The 19,074-nt window shown below is 64.5% G+C and carries 17 protein-coding genes; 9 read left to right on the top strand and 8 right to left on the bottom strand.

Going from position 1 to position 19,074, the window contains the following annotated elements; translation table 11 throughout:
* The first annotated feature begins 25 nt into the window (after positions 1-25).
* On the top strand, positions 26-1,753 hold the full coding sequence (locus CO731_RS07925) for a metallophosphoesterase (RefSeq protein WP_108606709.1): 1,728 nt from the start codon (positions 26-28) through the stop codon (positions 1,751-1,753).
* Here the strand turns inward: CO731_RS07925 and CO731_RS07930 are convergent.
* Positions 1,711-2,730, bottom strand: a complete 1,020-nt coding sequence (locus CO731_RS07930) for a substrate-binding domain-containing protein (protein ID WP_108606710.1) — start codon at positions 2,728-2,730, stop codon at positions 1,711-1,713. The two genes, CO731_RS07925 and CO731_RS07930, sit on opposite strands and share 43 nt — an antisense overlap.
* 153 nt (positions 2,731-2,883) lie before the next feature.
* A complete protein-coding gene (locus CO731_RS07935; RefSeq protein WP_108606711.1) occupies positions 2,884-3,363 on the bottom strand; it encodes an NUDIX hydrolase in 480 nt (159 codons plus the stop codon).
* Positions 3,364-3,557: 194 nt separating this feature from the next.
* Here CO731_RS07935 and CO731_RS07940 point away from each other — a divergent pair, with 194 nt between their 5' ends.
* The 3 genes from CO731_RS07940 to CO731_RS07950 are packed head-to-tail and all read left to right on the top strand — an operon-like array spanning position 3,558 to position 7,945.
* On the top strand, positions 3,558-4,583 hold the full coding sequence (locus CO731_RS07940) for an ABC transporter substrate-binding protein (RefSeq protein WP_108606712.1): 1,026 nt from the start codon (positions 3,558-3,560) through the stop codon (positions 4,581-4,583).
* Positions 4,584-4,586: 3 nt separating this feature from the next.
* A complete protein-coding gene (locus tag CO731_RS07945) occupies positions 4,587-6,869 on the top strand; it encodes an iron ABC transporter permease (protein ID WP_108606713.1) in 2,283 nt (760 codons plus the stop codon).
* Positions 6,869-7,945, top strand: coding sequence for an ABC transporter ATP-binding protein (locus CO731_RS07950; RefSeq protein ID WP_108606714.1), 1,077 nt, complete (start codon positions 6,869-6,871; stop codon positions 7,943-7,945). Before CO731_RS07945 ends, CO731_RS07950 begins: the two co-directional genes overlap by 1 nt.
* Before the next feature lie 103 nt (positions 7,946-8,048).
* On the opposite strand, the gene CO731_RS07955 is transcribed toward CO731_RS07950, so the two are convergent.
* From CO731_RS07955 to CO731_RS07965, 3 genes are all read right to left on the bottom strand, one after another.
* The gene (locus CO731_RS07955; RefSeq protein ID WP_108606715.1) at positions 8,049-8,486 is read right to left on the bottom strand and encodes a YqaA family protein; all 438 of its coding nucleotides are present in this window, start codon (positions 8,484-8,486) and stop codon (positions 8,049-8,051) included.
* Positions 8,487-8,507: 21 nt separating this feature from the next.
* Positions 8,508-8,903, bottom strand: coding sequence for a Cu(I)-responsive transcriptional regulator (gene cueR, locus CO731_RS07960; RefSeq protein WP_108606716.1), 396 nt, complete (start codon positions 8,901-8,903; stop codon positions 8,508-8,510).
* Between the two features lie 115 nt (positions 8,904-9,018).
* Complete coding sequence (locus CO731_RS07965; protein WP_108606717.1) at positions 9,019-10,548, bottom strand: multicopper oxidase family protein; 1,530 nt, start codon at positions 10,546-10,548, stop codon at positions 9,019-9,021.
* 224 nt (positions 10,549-10,772) lie between these two features.
* Here CO731_RS07965 and CO731_RS28670 point away from each other — a divergent pair, with 224 nt between their 5' ends.
* Positions 10,773-11,066: a hypothetical protein gene (locus tag CO731_RS28670; protein WP_159091593.1), complete on the top strand. Its 294-nt coding sequence runs from the start codon at positions 10,773-10,775 to the stop codon at positions 11,064-11,066.
* Between the two features lie 37 nt (positions 11,067-11,103).
* Here CO731_RS28670 and CO731_RS07975 read toward each other — a convergent pair whose 3' ends face one another.
* The 3 genes from CO731_RS07975 to CO731_RS07985 all read right to left on the bottom strand — a co-directional run bounded on the left by CO731_RS07975 (position 11,104) and on the right by CO731_RS07985 (position 14,976).
* Complete coding sequence (locus CO731_RS07975) at positions 11,104-12,117, bottom strand: 2Fe-2S iron-sulfur cluster-binding protein (RefSeq protein ID WP_108609695.1); 1,014 nt, start codon at positions 12,115-12,117, stop codon at positions 11,104-11,106.
* A gap of 2 nt (positions 12,118-12,119) precedes the next feature.
* On the bottom strand, positions 12,120-12,383 hold the full coding sequence (locus CO731_RS07980) for a glutaredoxin (RefSeq protein WP_108606719.1): 264 nt from the start codon (positions 12,381-12,383) through the stop codon (positions 12,120-12,122).
* 64 nt (positions 12,384-12,447) lie between these two features.
* Complete coding sequence (locus CO731_RS07985; protein ID WP_108609696.1) at positions 12,448-14,976, bottom strand: heavy metal translocating P-type ATPase; 2,529 nt, start codon at positions 14,974-14,976, stop codon at positions 12,448-12,450.
* A gap of 268 nt (positions 14,977-15,244) precedes the next feature.
* Here CO731_RS07985 and CO731_RS07990 point away from each other — a divergent pair, with 268 nt between their 5' ends.
* From CO731_RS07990 to CO731_RS08005, 4 genes are all read left to right on the top strand, one after another.
* On the top strand, positions 15,245-15,442 hold the full coding sequence (locus CO731_RS07990) for a heavy-metal-associated domain-containing protein (RefSeq protein ID WP_108606720.1): 198 nt from the start codon (positions 15,245-15,247) through the stop codon (positions 15,440-15,442).
* A 243-nt stretch (positions 15,443-15,685) separates the two neighbouring features.
* Positions 15,686-16,531, top strand: coding sequence for a cytochrome c oxidase subunit II (locus CO731_RS07995; protein ID WP_108606721.1), 846 nt, complete (start codon positions 15,686-15,688; stop codon positions 16,529-16,531).
* Between the two features lie 69 nt (positions 16,532-16,600).
* Positions 16,601-18,373 (top strand): cytochrome c oxidase subunit I, encoded by a 1,773-nt coding sequence (gene ctaD / locus CO731_RS08000; protein ID WP_108606722.1) that lies wholly within the window; start codon positions 16,601-16,603, stop codon positions 18,371-18,373.
* Complete coding sequence (locus CO731_RS08005) at positions 18,370-19,074, top strand: cytochrome c oxidase subunit 3 (protein ID WP_108606723.1); 705 nt, start codon at positions 18,370-18,372, stop codon at positions 19,072-19,074. Before ctaD ends, CO731_RS08005 begins: the two co-directional genes overlap by 4 nt.

The following is a 19,074-nucleotide window of genomic DNA, read 5'->3' on the forward strand; positions in this document are numbered from 1 at the left end:
CGAGGCCGTTCGCAGAGAGAATGAAATGAAGATTGCCGTCATCGCCGACCCGCATTTCCACGACATCGACTATCGCCAGGGTGTGGGGCGCGGAGACAAGGTGGCGGTGCGGACGCTGGCCGACACCAACGCCTCGACGCGTGTCTTCAACGAAAGCTTCCATGCCACCAAGGCGCTGCTTGACGACATCGTCCGGCGCGGCATCTCGCTGGTCGTCGTTGCCGGCGACCTGACCGACGATGGCCAGCAGTCGACGATGGTCGCGGCGACGGCGCTGCTGGCCGACTATTCCAGGCGCTTCGGCGTGCGCTTCGTGGCGACTGCAGGCAATCACGACCTCTACGGCAGCCATGGCCGGCACCAGAGCAAGCGGTTCCTCAACGCAGACGGCTCGCACACGCTGGTGACCAGCGATCCCGCCATGGAACAGGGCGACTCCGTCGAGCGCATCGTCTCGGACGAGATGTATTGCGGTGGCTATGGCGCCGCGATCCCGGCGATGGGCGCCTATGGTTTCTTTCGCAGCGAAGGCGACCTGCACTGGGAGTGCCCGTTCGGAACCGACGACAGGCTGGAGGCGCGGGCTTTCGAGATCGTTTCGGCCGATGGCCGGACTGTGAGGCGCATGGTCGATGCCTCATTCCTGGTCGAGCCGCTAGAAGGCCTGTGGCTGCTGTCCATCGATGCCAATGTGTTCGAGCCGCGCAATGGCGACCTCGATTCGAGGTTGGAGAAGAGCTATCACGACAGCACCGATGCCGGCTGGAACTCGATGCCGCGCAACAAGGGTTTCGTGCTCGACTGGATGAAGGACGTTGCCGCACGCGCCAACGCAGCCGGCAAGCGGCTGATCGCATTCTCGCATTATCCGATCATCGACCCGCTCAACGGTACCTCGGCAGACGAGGCGAAGCTGCTCAACGACACCAGCTTCCTGCGCCGTACGCCGCTGCCCGAGGCGTCGAAGGTTGCAGCGGCGACTGGCATCAACGTTCATTTCAGCGGCCACCTGCACATCAACGACACCGCCGTCTTCCGCGACGGCGACGACTGGCTGGTCAACATCGCCGTGCCGTCGATGGTGGGTTTTCCGCCGGCCTACAAGATCGTGGACGTTGGCGGCGAGCGCCTAGACATCGAGACGGTCATCATCGCCGATGTGCCGGGACACGACGCGGCATTTCCATACTACCGCATCGAGGCGGCGCGGGAGAGAACGTCGGCCGCGGTGACGGAAGCGGAAAACCACGCTGATTTCCTGAGCCGCCATCTCGCGGAGATGGTCAGGCACCGCTACCTGCCCAAGGAATGGCCGCGGGATCTTGCGGCGCTGGTGCCGCAACTGAACCTAGGCGATCTCGATCGGCTGGCCGGCACTACGGTGCCGCTGACGTCGGGCGACGCCTTTACCTTCCTGGCCTCTGCCGGCGAACCGGACGCGCCGGACTGGCAAGGGCTGCCGCTTTTCGAAATGTTGGTCGACTGGTACAGGCTGCGCAAGGGACGCGAGGTGGCGCTCGATTTCATCGATCCGGCGCGCATCGCCGCCTATCGCCATCTGGCTGGACGGTTCGCCGCCGGCGCGTGGCCGGAGGGCTGCCTGCAGGACCGGCTGGCATCGTTCATGCAGATGATGATGGACTGGCTGGCCAGCGCGCCGTCACGCGACTTCTCGGTCGACCTTGCGACCGGCGAAGTGACCTCAAAGAATCACTTGGGCCGGACGGTTTTGCGCCAGACCGGGTCGGCGTGAAAGCACACGCGGCCGCCTTGCGCAGGTTCGGGGTCATCGCTGTCGAGCAGCTTGGTGATGTGGTCGGCCACCTGGTCGATCGGCTGGCGGAAGGTGGTCAGTTGGTATGACGCCCAGCCCGCCTGCTCGATGTCGTCGAAGCCGACGACGCACAGCTCGGCCGGCACGTTCATGCCGAATTCGACGCGCGCAGCATCCATGAAACCGCAGGCAAGCAGATCGGTGACGCAGAAGGCGGCATCGGGCCGGTCCGAGCCGCTGAGCAGCAGGCGCCCCGCCTCGAAGCCTGCGCCATAGCCGGTGGGCCCGGCGCGGGTGATGGTAACGGACAGGCCGGCCTCGCCGGCCGCAGCCTCGAAGGCGCGCTCGCGGGCAACCAGGCTCGGCGTGCCGGCTTGCGACGACACTACGGCGATGCGGCGGCAGCCGGCGCGATGCAGCATATGGAAGGCTTCACGGGCCGCGGCCGCATTGTCGACGGTGATGTTTTCGGGGCCGTCGAGATGGTCGTCGCGGTTGATCAGGATGACGTGCTGGCCGCTGTTGATGCAGGTGTTGATGAGCGATGCCGGCGGCGTGCCCGACAGAACCACGGTGGCGTTGGCGCGGTAGTTCAGCGTCTGGCGCAGCGCCGCATCGACGCTGTCGCTGTCGCCAGAGGTGTTGATGACCATGGCGACGCGGTTGATGGCCTGCAGGCGCCGCGTGATCGCGTCGAGCAGGCGTGAATGATAGGGCGTGTTGATGTCGGCGCCGATGAGGCAGACGATGCCGCTGTCCTCGTGGATCAGGCTGCGGGCGAGATGGTTGACGTGATAGCCGAGTGTCTCGGCAGCCTCGAGCACCTTCTTGCGGGTGGTCTCGGAAACGCTGGCGCCATCGGTGAAGGTGCGGGAGACAGCCGAGCGGGAAACGCCGGCGAGTTCGGCGACCTGCTGGGCGCTTACGAATGACCTGCCCGGCTTCAGTTCGGACATCGACGGCTCCAGTTTGGGTCGGTCGTCAAACCAATTTTTGGCTTTGCACAAATGTGCAACGGCTGCACCCTGATACAATCGGATTTGACTGCCTGCAATGCTGCAACTGGAATCTTGCAGCCGCAAATGCTGCATCGGGATTCGAGCTGCCGCTCAGGCCAGCACTGCCTCGGGCTGGACCAGATCGGCGACGGTGAGGCCGCGGATCAGGGTCGAAAGCTCGGGCTCGTCGATCAGCACGGCCGCATCCGACGGCGTCAGCCAGGCGCGCTGACGTACCCCGGCTTCCTGCCATGCGTCGAGTTCCTCGGAGACGTCGATGAGATAGGCGGTGACCTCGACATGGACGAAGCTGGTCGACAGCCGCTTCCAGTAACAATAGCTGCCGGCTGGCCTTTTCAATGCCTTGCCACGTACGCCGGCTTCTTCGCGGGCTTCGATGAGCGCGGCCTGGCGGCCGCTCTTTCCCTTCATCGGCCAGCCCTTGGGGACGATGAAACGACGCGTGCCGCGCGAGGTGACAAGCATGACCTCAAGCTCGCCGGCCTCGTTCACACGGAACGGGATGGCAGCGACCTGGGCGATGATCTCGCCCTTGTTCGCCTTGCGGATGGTCTTCTTGTCCTTCGGCATTTTTGCCCGCTTGTTCCTTTGCATGTGCCGAAGCGCTGTCGGCTTTGTTTGTAACACCTCGGCCCGTTTGGGTTCATGACGCTTAAGATAGTGCAATGAACACGATTGCAAAATGCGTAAAAACCACTCACTCTGCAACAGGCCAAAACGACATCAGATCGTTAGACGGCGAAAAAGATGGAGGGAACTGCAATATGAAGACTGCCCTTTTGCGTTCGGCCGCGCTGGCCGCATTGATGATGGCCGGCGGCGCGTCGGCGCAGGCTGAAAGCCTGACGCTCTATTGCAGCGCTGACGAGGCCTGGTGCCAGCAGATCAAGACCGGCTTCGAGGAAAAGACCGGCATCACCGTCGACATGACGCGCAAGAGTTCGGGCGAGACCTATGCCCAGGTGCGTGCCGAAGCGAGCAACCCGAAGGGCGATGTGTGGTGGGGCGGCACCGGCGATCCGCATCTGCAGGCCGCCGAGGAGAACCTGACCGAAGAATATATCTCGCCGATGCGCGGCGAACTGCACGACTGGGCGATCAAGCAGGCCGAGGCCGCCGGCAACAAGACCATCGGCGTCTATTCGGGCGCGCTTGGCTTCGGCTACAACAAGGATCTTCTGGCCAAGAACGGCCTGCCCGAGCCGAAGTGCTGGGCGGACCTGACCAAGGCCGAATTCAAGGGCCAGATCCAGATCGCCAACCCGAACTCGTCGGGCACTGCCTATACGACGCTGGCAACGATGGTGCAGCTGATGGGCGAGGACAAGGGCTTCGACTACATGAAGGCCCTGCACGCCAACATCAACCAGTACACCAAGTCAGGCTCGGCGCCGATCAAGGCTGCGGGCCTCGGCGAAACCACAGTCGGCATCGTGTTCATGCACGATGCCGTGGCCCAGACGGCGGCCGGCTTCCCGATCGTCACGGTGGCACCCTGCGAGGGCACCGGCTATGAGATCGGCTCGATGTCGCTGATCAAGGGCGCGCGCAATGCCGAGGCGGCCAAGAAGTTCTACGACTGGGCGCTGTCAGCCGAGATGCAAGGCAAGGCCAAGGACGTGAAGTCGTTCCAGCTGCCGTCGAACAAGACGGCTGCGGTGTCCGAACTGACGCCCGACCTGTCGACGATCAAGCTGATCGACTACGACTTCAAGAAGTACGGCTCGAGCGAAGAACGCAAGCGGCTGCTTTCAAAGTGGGACACGGAAGTCTCGACGCTGCCGCAATAATAGATGCGCTCCCGCGACTTTAGCGGCGGCCTGCACCCGACCGTCATCCTTTGGGTGGCGGTCGGATTGCTCGGCTTTGCCGTGCTCCCCTGGTACGGCGTCGAAGACGGGTTCTTCGGCTTGTCCTGGCTGTTCGAGGGCTATCCCCTCGACAGTGAGTTTGCGCCAGCGCTGATCCTCAATATCAAGGGGGAGAAGCTGTGGCTGGCACCGCTCGGCCTGCTGCTGGCTACGCCGCTGCTTTTGTGGGGCCGCAGGAAATCCGATCCGCTGTTCGGCAGGCTGCTCGTCGCGATAGGCGCGGCGGGCTTTGCCTGGCTGCTGTTCCAGGGATTTGCCATCGGCCTGCGCGGCTGGCAGTTCGGCTGGCTGCACAGCCTGTTCGGCGATTTCGACGACCGCCAGTTCGGCATGGGCTACGGCGCGCTGCTGGCGGGGCTGGCCTTCCTGTTCCTGTTCTCGCTCGGGTTCGCAGCGCGCGGCGCGGTCGGCGGCGACGTCTTCGTGGTCTCGACCATCGCCTTCGTGGTGGCGTCGGTCGGCCTGTTCATCTTCATGCCGATCCTGCAGATGCTGGCCAATGCTCTGATTACGGAGGACGGCACCTATTCGTTGACGACCTTCCTCGGCAAGCTGTTCAGCGTGCGGCTGTGGAGCCTCGACTGCCTTGCCGGCGGCAGCCGTTGCGGAGTCGCCTGGAATTCGCTGTTCCTCGCCGTGCTCGTGGGCGTGCTGACGACCGTGCTGGGCCTCGTCTTCGCACTGATGGTGACGCGCACGGGCTTCCGCTATGGCAAGCTGCTCAGGGCGCTGACGGTGCTGCCGATCATCACGCCGCCTTTCGTCATCGGCCTTGCCATCATCCTGCTGTTCGGCCTGTCGGGCGCGGTGACGCAAACGTTCTCGGAGCTGTTCGGCATCCAGCCGACGCGCTGGATCTACGGCCTGCCCGGACTGCTGATCGCCCAGCTTCTGGCCTTCACGCCGATCGCCTTCCTGGTGCTGATCGGGGTGGTCGAGGGCGTCAGCCCGTCGATGGAGGAGGCGGCGCAGACGCTGCGCGCCAACCGCTGGCAGACCTTCTGGACGGTGTCGCTGCCGTTGATGCGGCCGGGCCTCGCCAACGCCTTCCTGCTCGGCTTCATCGAGAGCATGGCCGATTTCGGCAACCCGCTGGTGCTGGGCGGCAATTTCGACGTGCTGTCGACGGAGATCTTCTTTGCCATCGTCGGCGCGCAGAACGACGAGGCGCAGGCGGCGATCCTGGCGCTGGTGCTGCTCGCCTTCACGCTGCTCGCCTTTTATGCCCAACGTTTCTGGCTCGGCAAGAAGTCCTACACGACGATGTCGGGCAAGGGCGACGCCGGCGTCCACCCGGAGCTGCCCACCGGCCTGAAGCGCGCCGTCTACGGCGCTGCCGGCTTCTGGGTCGCGTTCACCATCTTCATCTATGCGACGATCTTCTATGGCAGCTTCGTCAAGCTCTGGGGCGTCGATCACAGCCTGACCTTCGCCCATTATGTGAAGGCCTTCGCGGTGGGCTGGAACGAGTTCGGCATCCACTGGAAGGGCTCGGCCTGGAGCTCGTTCTGGACGACGCTGCAGATCGCGCTGATCTCGTCGCCGCTGACGGCGGCCATCGGTCTGCTCACCGCCTATCTTCTGGTGCGGCAGAACTTTGCCGGCAAGAACGCCTTCGAGTTCGGCACCATGCTGTCCTTCGCCATTCCGGGCACGGTGATCGGCGTCAGCTACGTGATCGCCTTCAACGTGCCGCCGATCGAGCTGACCGGCACCGGCATCATCCTCGTTCTGTCCTTCATCTTCCGCAACATGCCGGTGGGCGTGCGGGCGGGCGTGGCGTCGATGTCGCAGATCGACAAGAGCCTTGACGAGTCGTCGCTGACCTTGGGTGCCAATTCATGGCAGACCTTCCGCAAGGTGGTGCTGCCCTTGCTCAGGCCCGCGATCGTTGCCGCACTGGTCTATTCCTTCGTGCGTGCGATGACGGCAATCAGCGCCATCATCTTCCTGGTCAGCGCCCGCTACGACATGTCGACGAGCTACATCGTCGGCCGCGTCGAAAACAACGAATACGGCATTGCCATTGCTTACTCGGCCGTGCTGATCGGCGTCATGCTGGTGGTGGTCGGGCTGATGCAGCTTGTGGTCGGGCGGCGCAACATCGGCCGGCGCGGGCAACATGGGGATCCGCAGTCCGGCGGCTGGCGCTCCAACGTCAGCCTGCCTGCGCGCAACCAACCGGCATTTTCTGGAGGCGGCTGATGGCTGAGATCAAGAGCAACGCCGCTTCGGTGGAGTTCCGCGAGGTCACCAAGGTCTACGGCAAAAGCCCGGTGCCGGCGGTCAACAACGTGTCGTTGTTCGTCGAGGCCGGCAAGCTGGTCACTTTGCTCGGCCCCTCCGGCTGCGGCAAGACGACGACGCTGCGCATGATTGCCGGGCTGGAGATGGCGACGCGGGGGCAGATCCTGATCGGTGGTGCCGATGTCACCCATTTGCCAGCGACAGACCGCGACGTGTCGATGGTGTTCCAGTCCTATGCGCTGTTTCCGCATATGACGGTCAACGAGAACGTCGAGTACGGGCTTAAGTTCTCCGGCTTCGCCAAGAAGGAGATCGGTGATCGCGCCCGCGCCGGGTTGGAGCTGGTGGGGCTTTCCGGCTACGGCAGCCGCTTGCCGAGCGAGCTGTCCGGCGGCCAGCAGCAGCGCGTGGCCGTGGCGCGCGCGCTGGTGCTCGAGCCACAGGTGCTCTTGTTCGACGAGCCGCTGTCCAATCTCGACGCCAAGCTGAGGCGCCGGGTGCGCGAGGAGATCCGCGACATCCAGACCAAGCTCGGGCTGACGGTGGTCTATGTCACCCACGACCAGGAGGAGGCGCTGGCCGTCTCCGATCGCATCATCGTCATGAACAATGCCGTCATCGCCCAGGACGGCACGCCGCGCGAACTCTACGACGCGCCGGCGGATGCCTTCGTCGCCGACTTCATCGGCGAGGCCAACATCTTCGACTGCGAGATTTCAGCGGTGGCGGACGGCATGGCGAGCGTGCGGTTGGGTGGGTTGGAGACCAAGCTTGACGCGCGCGGCATGGCGCCGGGGCCTGCCAAGCTCGCCGTGCGGCCGAGCCGCATCGAGATCAAGCCGGCAGGCAGCCCGCGCACGATCCCCGGCCGGCTGGACAAGGTGACCTATGTCGGCTCCGACCTGGAGTTCATGGTCGGCACAGAGTTCGGCGAGGTGTTCGCCGTGTCGTCCGATGTCGATGCGCCGTTCGTGCCTGGGCAGGAGGTTGGCATCGGCTTTGCCGCGCGCGGACCGGTGCTGATCAGGGGGTAGGGATCTCTGGCTTGATTGGGCTATCCAAACCGTTTCAGTGTTAAGGGCACGGCAAGGCCACTGCTGATCCGGTCCAAGTTGTTTCGGCCAAGCGGCGAAGTGCCTAAACGAAGCTCTGCGCTGCCGCCGCGATGGCGACGTAGCGCGTCAGCTTGGCGATGCTGACGAGAGAAAGAAAGCTCCACAGCGGCTCCTTCAGCGTGCCGGCGATCAGCGTCAGCGGGTCGCCGATGATCGGCACCCAGGAGAGCAGCAGCGACCAGCGGCCGTAGCGGCGATACCAGCTTTCGGCGCGCGCAAGCGCTGCCGGGCTGGCCGGAAACCAGCGGCGGTCCTTGAAGCGCTCGACCTGTCGGCCGAGCACCCAGTTGACCAGCGATCCCAGCACATTGCCGATGGTTGCGACGGCAATCAGCAAGGCAAGCGAATGGCCGCCATTGAGGATCAGCCCGGCGAGCACGGCCTCGGACTGCGCCGGCAACAGCGTCGCGGCCGCGAAGGCCGCGACGAAGAGGCCGCCATAGGCGGCGAGGCCGGTCATGCTGCGGTCCTGCCCGGCAGCTTACTGGGTCGCCCTGCCGGAAAGGCCGTCGATGATCGGGCAATCGGGCCGATCATCGCCGTGGCAGTTGTGGACGAGGTGGCGCAGCGTGTTGCGCAGCTCGGTCAGTTCGGCGAGCTTGCGGTCGATCTCGACCAGCTTGATCTCGGCGATGGCCTTGACGTCGGCGCTCTCGCGCTCCTTGTCGCCATAGAGCGACAGCAGCTGTCGGCATTCCTCGACCGAAAAGCCGAGGCTGCGCGAGCGCTGCAGGAAGCGCAGGCGGTGCACGTCCGACATCGAATAGTCGCGATAGCCATTGCCGGCGCGATCGGGACGCAGCAGGCCGATGTCCTCGTAGTAGCGGATGGTCTTGGCCGGCAGGCCCGACTTTTCCGAAGCAGTACCAATGTTCATCTTTCACTCCTTGAGCGATCTTCGAATGATATAAGGCTTCCAGTAACTGGAAGTTCAAGGGGCTGGCGAAAACGTGATGCAGGCCGGCGCGCGTAGCGCCGGCCTGCTGTTCAAATCAATCGTCGTAGGCCATCGAGGTCATCATGCCACCGGCCATGTGGTAGAGATGGTGGCAGTGCAGCGCCCACGTGCCGGCGTTGTCGGCGTCAAAGGCGATGGTCACCATGCCCATGTTGGCCGGCACCAAAACCGTGTCGCGCATCGCACCGGCAAAGCGTTTTCCGTTGACCGCGACCACCTGGAAGAGATGGCCGTGCAGGTGCATCGGGTGCGACATGGTGGTGTGGTTCATGAAGGTCAGCTCGAAGCGGTCGCCGCTCTTCACCGCCAACGGCTTGTCCTGGCCATGCATGGCGCCGTCGAGCGTCCAGACATAGTTGGGTCCTTCGCCCAGCATCATGGTGTGCTGGCGCGTGGTCGCCTTTTCGGCTAGTGGCTTTGCCGCCCGCAGCCTCTGTTCGAGCTCTATGCCAACGGCAGGGAAGTCCTCGTCCGCCATGTCGGTCAGCTTGCCAACCGACGCGCCCTTGGCGGCGAGCACCACGCCGGTGCGCATGCGCCCACCTTCCTGCACGGCGAAAACGGGCCAGGCCGAAGCTTCCTTCGGCAGCTCGAGTACGATGTCGAGGCGCTGCGCCACCGCGAACTCGAAGCGCGAGCCTTCGACCGGTTCCACCGGCATGCCGTCGACGGCGATCAGCCTGCCCGTGAGCTTGCCGAGGTCGAGCCACATGTTGGTGCTGGCCGCACCGTTGATGAGGCGCAGCCGCACGCGCCCGCCCGGCTCGACGGGGAACACTTCGGGGTCGTCGAGGGTACGGTCGTTGGCGAGCAGGGCATCATACTGCACGTCCTGTAGGTGAGACATGCCATCCATCTGGCCGCCCATCTGCATGCCGCCCATGTTCATCGAGCCATGGTCCATGCCGCTCATTTGTCCGCCATCCATCGCCATGCCCGGCATGTTGTGGCCTTCATGGCCGCCTGTTGCCGGGGCGGGTGCAGGCGTCATAGCGCCCATGTCGTGGCCACCGGCCTGTAGTTCGGCCAGGATCTCCCGGGGATCGCGGAAGGTGAAGTCGTGGAACAGCACCACGACCTCCTGCATGTCCTGGCCTGCCTCGGCCGGATCTCGCACGATCAGCGGAGCAGCAAGCATCAACTGCTCCTGCAACCCGAAATGCGAGTGCATCCAGAAGGTGCCGGCTCGGGCCACGGGGAAGTCGTAATCGTGGCTGCCGCCGTCGGGGACAGGCTCCTGCGAGATGCCTGCGACGCCGTCCTGCTGCCAGGGCGGGGTGAGACCGTGCCAGTGGATGACGGTCGGCTCGCCGATGAGGTTCTTCAGCGTGACGCGGAAGTTCTCGCCGGCATTCATGACAAGGCCCGAGCTGCCGTCTGCCTGGGTGAGGCCGAAGACGTTGGCCGCCTTGCCCTTGACCTCGATGACGCGCTTGCCTGCCGCGATGACCTTGTGCCCGTCGGCGCGTGCCGGGCGGGCGGGAAGCAGGAGAGAGGGAACCGCAGCAACTGAAAGCGTGGCGGCGGATGCCGTCAGAAACCTGCGGCGTGAAAGGGTTTTCATTTTCTAAAGTCTCCAAAAACTGAAAGAGTTCCGGCTCTTGGGCGAGCCGGATCTGGCGCGTTGCAGCGCCTGTCAGTTCAGGCGACGGATGGTGGCCGGGGGTGAGGCGAGGCTATTGCCCCGTAAAGGGGTTCGGTCGTCGCGGGAGGCGGCGAGATGGTTGCCAGGTCGGGGAAGACTGTGGGCAGGGGCAGCGGCGCGCAATAGCTGCACGACGCCACACATTGAGCAAGGCAGGCATTGCCATCGACGTCCTGCAAATTGTCGCTGCAACAGGCGCCGTCGGCTGCCTTGGCGTGATGCGACATCGTCTGGGTGGCGTGCGGCTGGTGCTGGCTGCTGGCCGGGTGGGCAGAGGCTGCCTGCCCGAGTGCGAGGAAGAAGAGGAGCAGCAGCGGCAGCATCAGGCGCAGGGCGCTCGATGCCCTGGGCCTGCCATACGCCATCACGACAGCACGCGCGCCAGCCTGCCCGCGCTGGCCAGCGCGCCCGGGGTGGTTCGTCATGTGCCGCATTGAATGCATGTCCTATCAATGGGTACTGGACTCGCCTTGGTCAAGCGGCGTTGTTGTCGCTTTTCTCAGGCGTGAAGAAGACGTCGGCGTGAATGTCGGCTGCCAAAACCCCGCTTGCGCCTAGAACGGCCATGGCTGCGTCGACCATGGCCGGAGGGCCGGCGACATAGGCCTTGGCGCCGGCAAGGTCGCGGTGATCTTGCGCGAGCGCGTCTGAAACGTAGCCGCTGCGGCGACCATCCGAGGCATCCTGCGAAAGCACCGGTACAAAATCCAGGTTGGGGAACCTCTGCGCCAGCGCCCGGAAATACGCGATCAAATAGAGGTCACGCTCGGCGCGCGCGCCAAAATAGAGATGGATCGGCGCGTCGAAGCCGCCATGCAGCGCCGTCTCGACGATCGACTTGATCGGCGCGAGGCCGCTGCCGCCGGCAAGCGCTACGATCGGGCCGGCGTGGGCTTCGCGCAGGTAGGCGGAGCCGGCCGGACCCTCGATCCGCACCTTGTCGCCCGCTGTGAGTGACGCATGGATCAGCCCGCTGGTGCGGCCGCCTGGCACAGCCCTGATGTGCAGTTCGATGAGCTCTTCGCTGGCGCGATTGGCCATAGAATATTGCCTGGGCGGCGCGCCGGGAACGGTCAGTGTCAGATGTTGCCCGGCGGCGAAGCGGAAGGCCGCGCGATCGGAAAGCCGCAGGCTGAGAGCAAGGATGTCGTGAGTCATGCGCTCGATGGCGACGACTTCGGCGTCCTGGGTCACGGCGGGCCTTGCGACAAAGGCTTCGTCCAGCCATTCGACGGTGACGTCAGCTGTCGGCACCGACCGGCAGGCGAGAATCAGGCCATTGGCCCGATCCTCCTCCGTAAGGGCGAAAGGCGAATGCTTGCCGAGTTCGACATCGCCGGTGATCAGGCGCGACTTGCAGGCGCCGCAGCGGCCGGAACGGCAGCCATGCGGATAGGGAACGCCGGCCTCGAGTGCCGCCAGAAGGATCGTCTGGGCTTCGCCAACGGGGATACGTCGGCCGGGCTGGGGCAGGGTCAGGTAGGTCATGGTCATGCCGCTCGGGTCAGGTCCAGCAGCGCTTCGATCTCGGCGCGCTGGGTTGGGAAGGTGCCGAAGAAGACGTGCTTGCCGTCGATGATGGTGATGGGGGCGACACGCACGCCGGTGCGGCGCTTGGCTTCGTCGGCGATGGCGGGGTCGCGCAGGTCGCGTTCGACGAAGGGGAGCTTCTGGGCGTTCAGCCAGCGCTTCAGCGCCAGGCAGTCGGGGCAGGTGGGCGTGGTGAAGATCTCGATCCAGGGAGCGTTGGGCATGGGGGCCTCGCGTGAGACGGATGGGGGAGGAGCGGCCTGCTGGAAAGCAGGCCGCAAGGTTTGGCTACTCGGCCGGGACCAGCGACGGGGCGCCCGATGTGGCCGTCGCGCGGGCCGGAGCCTTGAAGCGCTTCAGCCGCATCGCATTGCCGAGCACGAAGACGCTCGACATCGCCATCGCACCTGCCGCCAGCATCGGCGACAGCAGCGTGCCGCTGACCGGGTAGAGCACGCCCGCCGCGACCGGGATGAGAGCGGCGTTGTAGGCGAAGGCCCAGAACAGGTTCTGCCTGATGTTGCTGATCGTCGCCTTGGAAAGCGCGATCGCGTTGGTCACGCCCAGCAGGTCGCCGGACATCAGCACCACGTCCGCACTTTCGATGGCGACGTCGGTGCCGGTGCCAATGGCGATGCCGACCTCGGCCTCGGCCAAAGCGGGCGCGTCATTGATGCCGTCGCCGACGAAGGTCACGGCGCGGCCGCCGGCCCTGAGACGCTTGATGGCGTCGACCTTGCCGTCGGGCAGCACTTCGGCGACGACCTCGTCGATGCCGAGCTGGGCGGCGATGGCTTCCGCCGTGCGGCGGTTGTCGCCGGTGATCATCGCGACCTTCAGGCCCAGATCGTGCAGGGCGCGGATGGCCTGCGGCGTCGTCGGCTTGATCGGGTCGGAGACGGCGATCACAGCTGCGAGCTTGCCGTCGACAGCCGCATAGAGCGGGGTCTTGGCCTTGTAGCCCATGCTGATCGCGGTCTCCGCGAACTCCTGCACGCTGATGCCGAGCTTGGCCATGTAGCGGTCGGCGCCGACTGCGATGCGATGCTTGCCGACGCTGGCGCTGACGCCGTACCCGGGCACGGCCTCGAACGCACCTGCCTCACCGAGCACAAGGCCTTCGTCCTTGGCGGCAGCAACGATGGCGGAAGCCACCGGGTGCTCGGACTGGGCCTCGACTGAGGCCACCAGGGCCAGAACCTTCGCACGGTCAAAGCCATTGGCGACTTCGAGGTCGGTCATCACGGGCTTGCCCGCCGTCAGCGTGCCGGTCTTGTCCAGCGCGACGACCTGCGTCGACTTCAGCGACTGCAGCGCCTCGCCGTTGCGGAACAGCACGCCGAGTTCTGCCGCGCGTCCGGTGCCGACCATGATCGAGGTCGGCGTGGCGAGACCCATGGCACACGGGCAAGCGATGATCAGCACGGCGACCGCATTGACCAGCGCGAAGCTGACGGCCGGCTCCGGACCGAAGAACAGCCAGACGGCAAAGGTCAGTGCTGCGGTGACCATGACGGCAGGTACGAACCAGGACGTGACCTTGTCGACCAGCGCCTGGATGGGCAGCTTGGAGCCCTGAGCCGTTTCGACCATGCGGATGATCTGGGCCAGCAGCGTGTCGGCGCCGACCTTGGTGGCCCGGTAGGTGAAGCTGCCGGTCTTGTTGATGGTGCCACCGACGACCTCGGCGCCTTCGCCCTTGCTGACCGGGATAGGTTCGCCGGAGATCATGGATTCATCGACAAAGGACGAGCCCGAAAGCACCGTGCCGTCGACCGGCACCTTGTCGCCCGGGCGCACCTGGATGACGTCGCCGGCGGCGACTTCTTCCAGGGCGACGTCGACGAACTCGCCGTTGCGCTGGACGCGCGCCGACTTGGCCTGCAGGCCCATCAGCCGCTTGATCGCTTCGCTGGTGCGGCCCTTGGCCTTGGCCTCGAGCACGCGGCCAAGCAGGATTAGCGTGATGATGACCGCCGAGGCCTCGAAATAGACATTGACCGTGCCAGCAGGCAGCGCGCCGGGCGCAAAGGTGGCGACCACCGAATAGGCCCAGGCGGCGGTCGAGCCGAGCACGACCAGCGAGTTCATGTCGGGCGCGAGCCGCACCAAGGCCGGCACGCCCTTCTTGTAGAAGCGCAGGCCGGGGCCGAACTGGACGATGGTCGCCAGCACGAAAAATGCGATGTAGAGGCTCTGCTGGCTGATGTTCGTCAGCAGCCAGTGGTGCATCGGCGGAAACAGGTGTGAGCCCATCTCGAGCACGAAGATCGGAAGCGTCAGCACGGCAGCGATGGCGAAGTCGCGCTTGAGATGAGAGAATTCCCGGTTGCGGGCGTCCTCGCGGCTGTCGCCCTCGACGCCGGCCTTGTCGCTGCGGCGCGGCTCGTAGCCGGCCTTGCGGATGGCAGCGTCGATCGCCGAACGGGGGGCTGCACCGGCGAAAGTCTCGACGGTGGCGCGCTCGGTGGCGAGATTGACGGATGCCTTGAGCACGCCCGGTACGGCGGCGATTGCCAGCTCTACGCGACGGACGCAGGAGGCGCAGGTCATGCCCTCGATCTCGACCTCCGACTTTTCGACCGGAACCGCATAGCCGGCACTGTTGATGGCGGCGATAACGGCAGCGGAATCCGCCGTGCGGTCGAAGGCAACGTCAGCGCTTTCCGTGGCAAGGTTGACGGCAGCCGCGGTCACCCCCGGCACCTTTGATATGGCGACTTCGACGCGACGCACGCAGGAAGCGCAGGTCATGCCTTCGATCGGGAAGCTTTGCCGGACGGTGCCGGCCGCTGGTGGGTTCAAGGGAGCATTCATGGTCATGGACCTCTATTTCATCGATTTTCGAACCGAGGTCTAAGGCTTCCAGTGTTGGTAAGGTCAAGCGCTTTCCTGCATGTTTTCCATCTTGGCGCTAACGCTTTGAAAACGTTTACCTATGCTCCCCAATTCGGCTTGAAGGGGCTTTGCCGACGAGGGAAAAGTCGTGGTAACAAATCCGTGATTGAAAAATTGTTGACCTTACAGTGGCTGGAAACACCAGATTGCGGCTACGGCGTCATGCCGACCCGAATGAGGACTTGAAATGCTGAAGATGAATGTTCCCGACATGACCTGCGGCCATTGCGCCGGCATGGTGACCAAGGCCGTGCAAAGCGTCGACGCGGCCGCGCGTATCGACATCGACCTGAAGTCGCAGACCGTTTCCGTTGAAACGTCGGCCGATGCCGCCAAGGTGGCCCAGGCGCTCGACGCTGCCGGCTATCCCGCGCAAGCAGTCTGACAGGGTCGAAAATCAGAGGCGGTGCGGGTGGGGAAATGCCGCCGCACCGCCTTTTTGTATTTCGTCCTGCCGGCAACAACATAACGCCGCCGCGGAAGAGTTTCCGACGCAGTCGAGGCGCCTGCAAACATGACGCGGCCCTGGCCGGCCCCGCTCCCCTAGTATTTCGACGACAAATCAAGCTATGATGTGGCTGGCCTTCCTGCGGGGACAGCGTCCCCCGGGATGCCGGGAGGACAGAGGATGGCCATAGCGCTCGTACTCGTTCTTGTTGTCATTGGCTCGGTGCTGTTTCATGTGCTGAGCCCTTGGTGGTGGACGCCGATAGCCTCCAACTGGGGCTACATCGACAGCACCCTTGTCGTCACTTTCTGGATCACCGGTGCCGTCTTCTCGGCGGTCGTGCTGTTCATGGCCTATTGCGTTTATCGCTTCCGCCACAAGGAAGGGCAGAAGGCGGCCTACGAGCCTGAAAGCAGGAAACTCGAATCCTGGCTGACCCTGATAACGGCGGTCGGCGTGGCGGCGATGCTGGCACCCGGCCTTTATGTCTGGAAGCAGTTCGTCACCGTGCCGAAGGATGCGACCGAGGTCGAGGTCGTCGCCCAGCAATGGCAGTGGAGCTTCCGCCTGCCCGGAGCCGACGGCAAGCTCGGCACGTCGAACGCCCGACTGATCAATTCCGACAACCCGCTTGGCATCAATCCCGAAGATCCGAACGGCCAGGACGATGTCGTGGTCGAAGCAGCCGACCTGCACCTGCCGATCGACAAGCCGGTCAAGATGCTGCTGCGCTCGATCGACGTGCTGCATGATTTCTACGTGCCCGAGTTCCGCGCCAAGATGGACATGGTGCCGGGCATGGTTACCTATTTCTGGCTGACCCCGACGCGGACGGGAACGTTCGAAGTGCTGTGCGCGGAACTCTGCGGCACGGGACATGGGTTCATGCGCGGCATCGTCATGGTGGACACTGCGCAGGACTACACGACATGGCTGCAGCAGCAGTCGACATTCGCCCAGCTGACCGGGCCTGCCAAGGTGGGGGCGCTGGTCGACCGGGCGAAGGCTGCGGCGAAGGTGGAATAGGAGACACGGCGCGACCGCTCGATGGCGGCCTCACCGCGAAAGGCAGAGGCAAGAGCAACAGGTGCACGCATGGTCGATGTCACGCCGCACGGAGCAGACCTGATCCCACCGGCGGAAGTGGGCGAGATGGATCTCTACCATCCGCACAGCTGGTGGACGAAATACGTCTTCTCGCAGGACGCCAAGGTCATCGCCATCCAGTATTCCGGCACCGCGATGGCCATCGGCCTGGTGGCGCTGGTGCTGTCGTGGCTGATGCGGCTGCAGCTCGGCTTTCCCGGCACCTTCGACTTCATCACGCCCGAGGCCTACTACCAGTTCATGACCATGCACGGCATGATCATGGTGATCTACCTGCTCACCGCATTGTTCCTCGGCGGCTTCGGCAACTACCTGATCCCGCTGATGGTCGGCGCGCGCGACATGGTGTTTCCCTATGTCAACATGCTGAGCTACTGGATCTACCTGGTCGCGGTGCTGGTCCTGGTGTCGAGCTTCTTTGCGCCGGGCGGACCGACGGGGGCCGGCTGGACGCTCTATCCGCCGCAGGCGATCACTTCCGGCACGCCCGGAGGCCAGGACTGGGGCATCATCCTGATGCTGGTGTCGCTGATCCTGTTCATCATCGGCTTCACCATGGGCGGCCTCAACTATGTGGTGACCGTGCTGCAGGCCCGCACGCGCGGCATGACGCTGATGCGGATGCCGCTGACGGTGTGGGGCATCTTCACGGCAACGGTCATGGCGCTGCTGGCCTTCCCGGCACTGTTCGTCGCCTGCGTCATGATGCTGTTCGACCGCATCATCGGTTCGAGCTTCTTCATGCCGGCCATGGTCGAGATGGGCGAGCAGTCGCCGCACAATGGCGGCAGCCCGATCATGTTCCAGCACCTGTTCTGGTTCTTCGGCCACCCCGAGGTCTACATCGTGGCGCTGCCGGCCTTCGGCATCGTCTCCGACTTGATCAGCACGCATGCGCGCAAGAACATCTTCGGCTACCGCATGATGGTCTGGGCGATCGTCGGCATCGGCGCGCTCAGCTTCGTCGTCTGGGCGCACCACATGTACGTGTCGGGCATGCACCCCTATTTCGGCTTCTTCTTCGCCACGACGACGCTGATCATCGCGGTGCCGACCGCCATCAAGGTCTACAACTGGGTGCTGACGCTGTGGCGTGGCGACATCCACCTGACCTTGCCCATGCTGTTTGCGCTCGCCTTCATCGTCACCTTCGTCAATGGCGGGCTGACCGGCCTGTTCCTGGGCAATGTGGTGGTCGACGTGCCGCTGTCGGACACGATGTTCGTGGTGGCGCATTTCCACATGGTGATGGGCGTGGCGCCGATCATGGTCGTCTTCGGCGCGATCTATCACTGGTATCCCAAGATCACCGGCCGGATGCTCAACGAGGCGATGGGCCGCTTCCATTTCTGGGTCACCTTCGTCGGCGCCTATCTGATCTTCTTCCCGATGCACTATGTCGGGCTGGTCGGCGTTCCCAGGCGCTATCCCGAACTCGGGGACACGGCGTTCATCCCGCCGTCGGTGCATACGCTGAACGAGTTCATTACCATCGCCGCGCTGACCGTCGGCTTCGCCCAGATGGTGTTCCTGTTCAACCTGTTCTGGAGCCTGCGCAACGGCAAGGATGCCGGCGACAATCCATGGCGGGCGACGTCGCTCGAATGGCAGACGGCGGGCACGCCGCCGCCGCATGGCAATTTCGGCAAGGAACTGCCGGTGGTCTACCGCTGGGCCTATGACTACAGCGTGCCGGGTGCGCCCGAAGACTTCATTCCGCAGAACGACCCGCGCCCGGCGACGCAAGGCGGGCCGGCATGAGCGTCATCCTGGTCTTCCTCGCGCTGATCACGGCCATTGCGGGCTGGTGGCTGTCGCGCCAGCGGCTGATGTCCAAGCCGTGGCTCGAAGTGGGGCCGGTCACGGCCTTTCCCGAGACTGAAGCGCCGATCATGCATCCGGCGAAGATCGGGCTCGGCGTGTTTCTCGCGGTGGTAGGCGCGCTGTTTGCGCTGATGATCAGCGCCTATTTCATGCGCATGGTCTATGCCGACTGGCAGGCAGCGCCCGTGCCACGGCTGTTGTGGCTCAACACCGCGATGCTGGTGCTGGCGAGCGTCGCGCTGCAATGCGCGGTGGTGGCTGCCCACAAGGGGCAACGCGACAATCTCCGCCTCGCGCTGCTGGCCGGTGCGCTGACTTCGACGGTGTTTCTCGGCGGTCAGTTGCTGGCCTGGCGCGATCTGGCGGCACAAGGCTATTTCGCGACCGAGAATCCGGCGGTCAGCTTCTTCTACCTGATCACCGCGATGCACGGGCTGCACATCATCGGCGGCCTGGTGGCGCTCGGCCGGACCAATGTCAGGGCATGGCGCGGCGAAAGCTCGGCACGTCTCGTCCTCTCGACGGAACTGTGCGCCATGTACTGGCACGTGCTGCTCATCGTCTGGCTGGTGCTCTTCGCTGTGCTGATGGGCTGGGCGGCCGACTTCATCGATATCTGCCGCCGGCTGCTGAGCTGA

The organism is Aminobacter sp. MSH1 (assembly GCF_003071665.1).
Classification (GTDB): domain Bacteria; phylum Pseudomonadota; class Alphaproteobacteria; order Rhizobiales; family Rhizobiaceae; genus Aminobacter; species Aminobacter niigataensis.

Excerpts from the sequence above, each read along its gene's own strand:
- CO731_RS07925 (WP_108606709.1), top strand. The coding sequence starts at position 26 with ATGAAGATTGCCGTCATCGCCGACCCGCATTTCCACGACATCGACTAT.
- CO731_RS07930 (WP_108606710.1), bottom strand. The coding sequence starts at position 2,730 with ATGTCCGAACTGAAGCCGGGCAGGTCATTCGTAAGCGCCCAGCAGGTC.
- CO731_RS07935 (WP_108606711.1), bottom strand. The coding sequence starts at position 3,363 with ATGCCGAAGGACAAGAAGACCATCCGCAAGGCGAACAAGGGCGAGATC.
- CO731_RS07940 (WP_108606712.1), top strand. The coding sequence starts at position 3,558 with ATGAAGACTGCCCTTTTGCGTTCGGCCGCGCTGGCCGCATTGATGATG.
- CO731_RS07945 (WP_108606713.1), top strand. The coding sequence starts at position 4,587 with ATGCGCTCCCGCGACTTTAGCGGCGGCCTGCACCCGACCGTCATCCTT.
- CO731_RS07950 (WP_108606714.1), top strand. The coding sequence starts at position 6,869 with ATGGCTGAGATCAAGAGCAACGCCGCTTCGGTGGAGTTCCGCGAGGTC.
- CO731_RS07955 (WP_108606715.1), bottom strand. The coding sequence starts at position 8,486 with ATGACCGGCCTCGCCGCCTATGGCGGCCTCTTCGTCGCGGCCTTCGCG.
- cueR (WP_108606716.1), bottom strand. The coding sequence starts at position 8,903 with ATGAACATTGGTACTGCTTCGGAAAAGTCGGGCCTGCCGGCCAAGACC.
- CO731_RS07965 (WP_108606717.1), bottom strand. The coding sequence starts at position 10,548 with ATGAAAACCCTTTCACGCCGCAGGTTTCTGACGGCATCCGCCGCCACG.
- CO731_RS07975 (WP_108609695.1), bottom strand. The coding sequence starts at position 12,117 with ATGACCTACCTGACCCTGCCCCAGCCCGGCCGACGTATCCCCGTTGGC.
- CO731_RS07980 (WP_108606719.1), bottom strand. The coding sequence starts at position 12,383 with ATGCCCAACGCTCCCTGGATCGAGATCTTCACCACGCCCACCTGCCCC.
- CO731_RS07985 (WP_108609696.1), bottom strand. The coding sequence starts at position 14,976 with ATGAATGCTCCCTTGAACCCACCAGCGGCCGGCACCGTCCGGCAAAGC.
- CO731_RS07990 (WP_108606720.1), top strand. The coding sequence starts at position 15,245 with ATGCTGAAGATGAATGTTCCCGACATGACCTGCGGCCATTGCGCCGGC.
- CO731_RS07995 (WP_108606721.1), top strand. The coding sequence starts at position 15,686 with ATGGCCATAGCGCTCGTACTCGTTCTTGTTGTCATTGGCTCGGTGCTG.
- ctaD (WP_108606722.1), top strand. The coding sequence starts at position 16,601 with ATGGTCGATGTCACGCCGCACGGAGCAGACCTGATCCCACCGGCGGAA.
- CO731_RS08005 (WP_108606723.1), top strand. The coding sequence starts at position 18,370 with ATGAGCGTCATCCTGGTCTTCCTCGCGCTGATCACGGCCATTGCGGGC.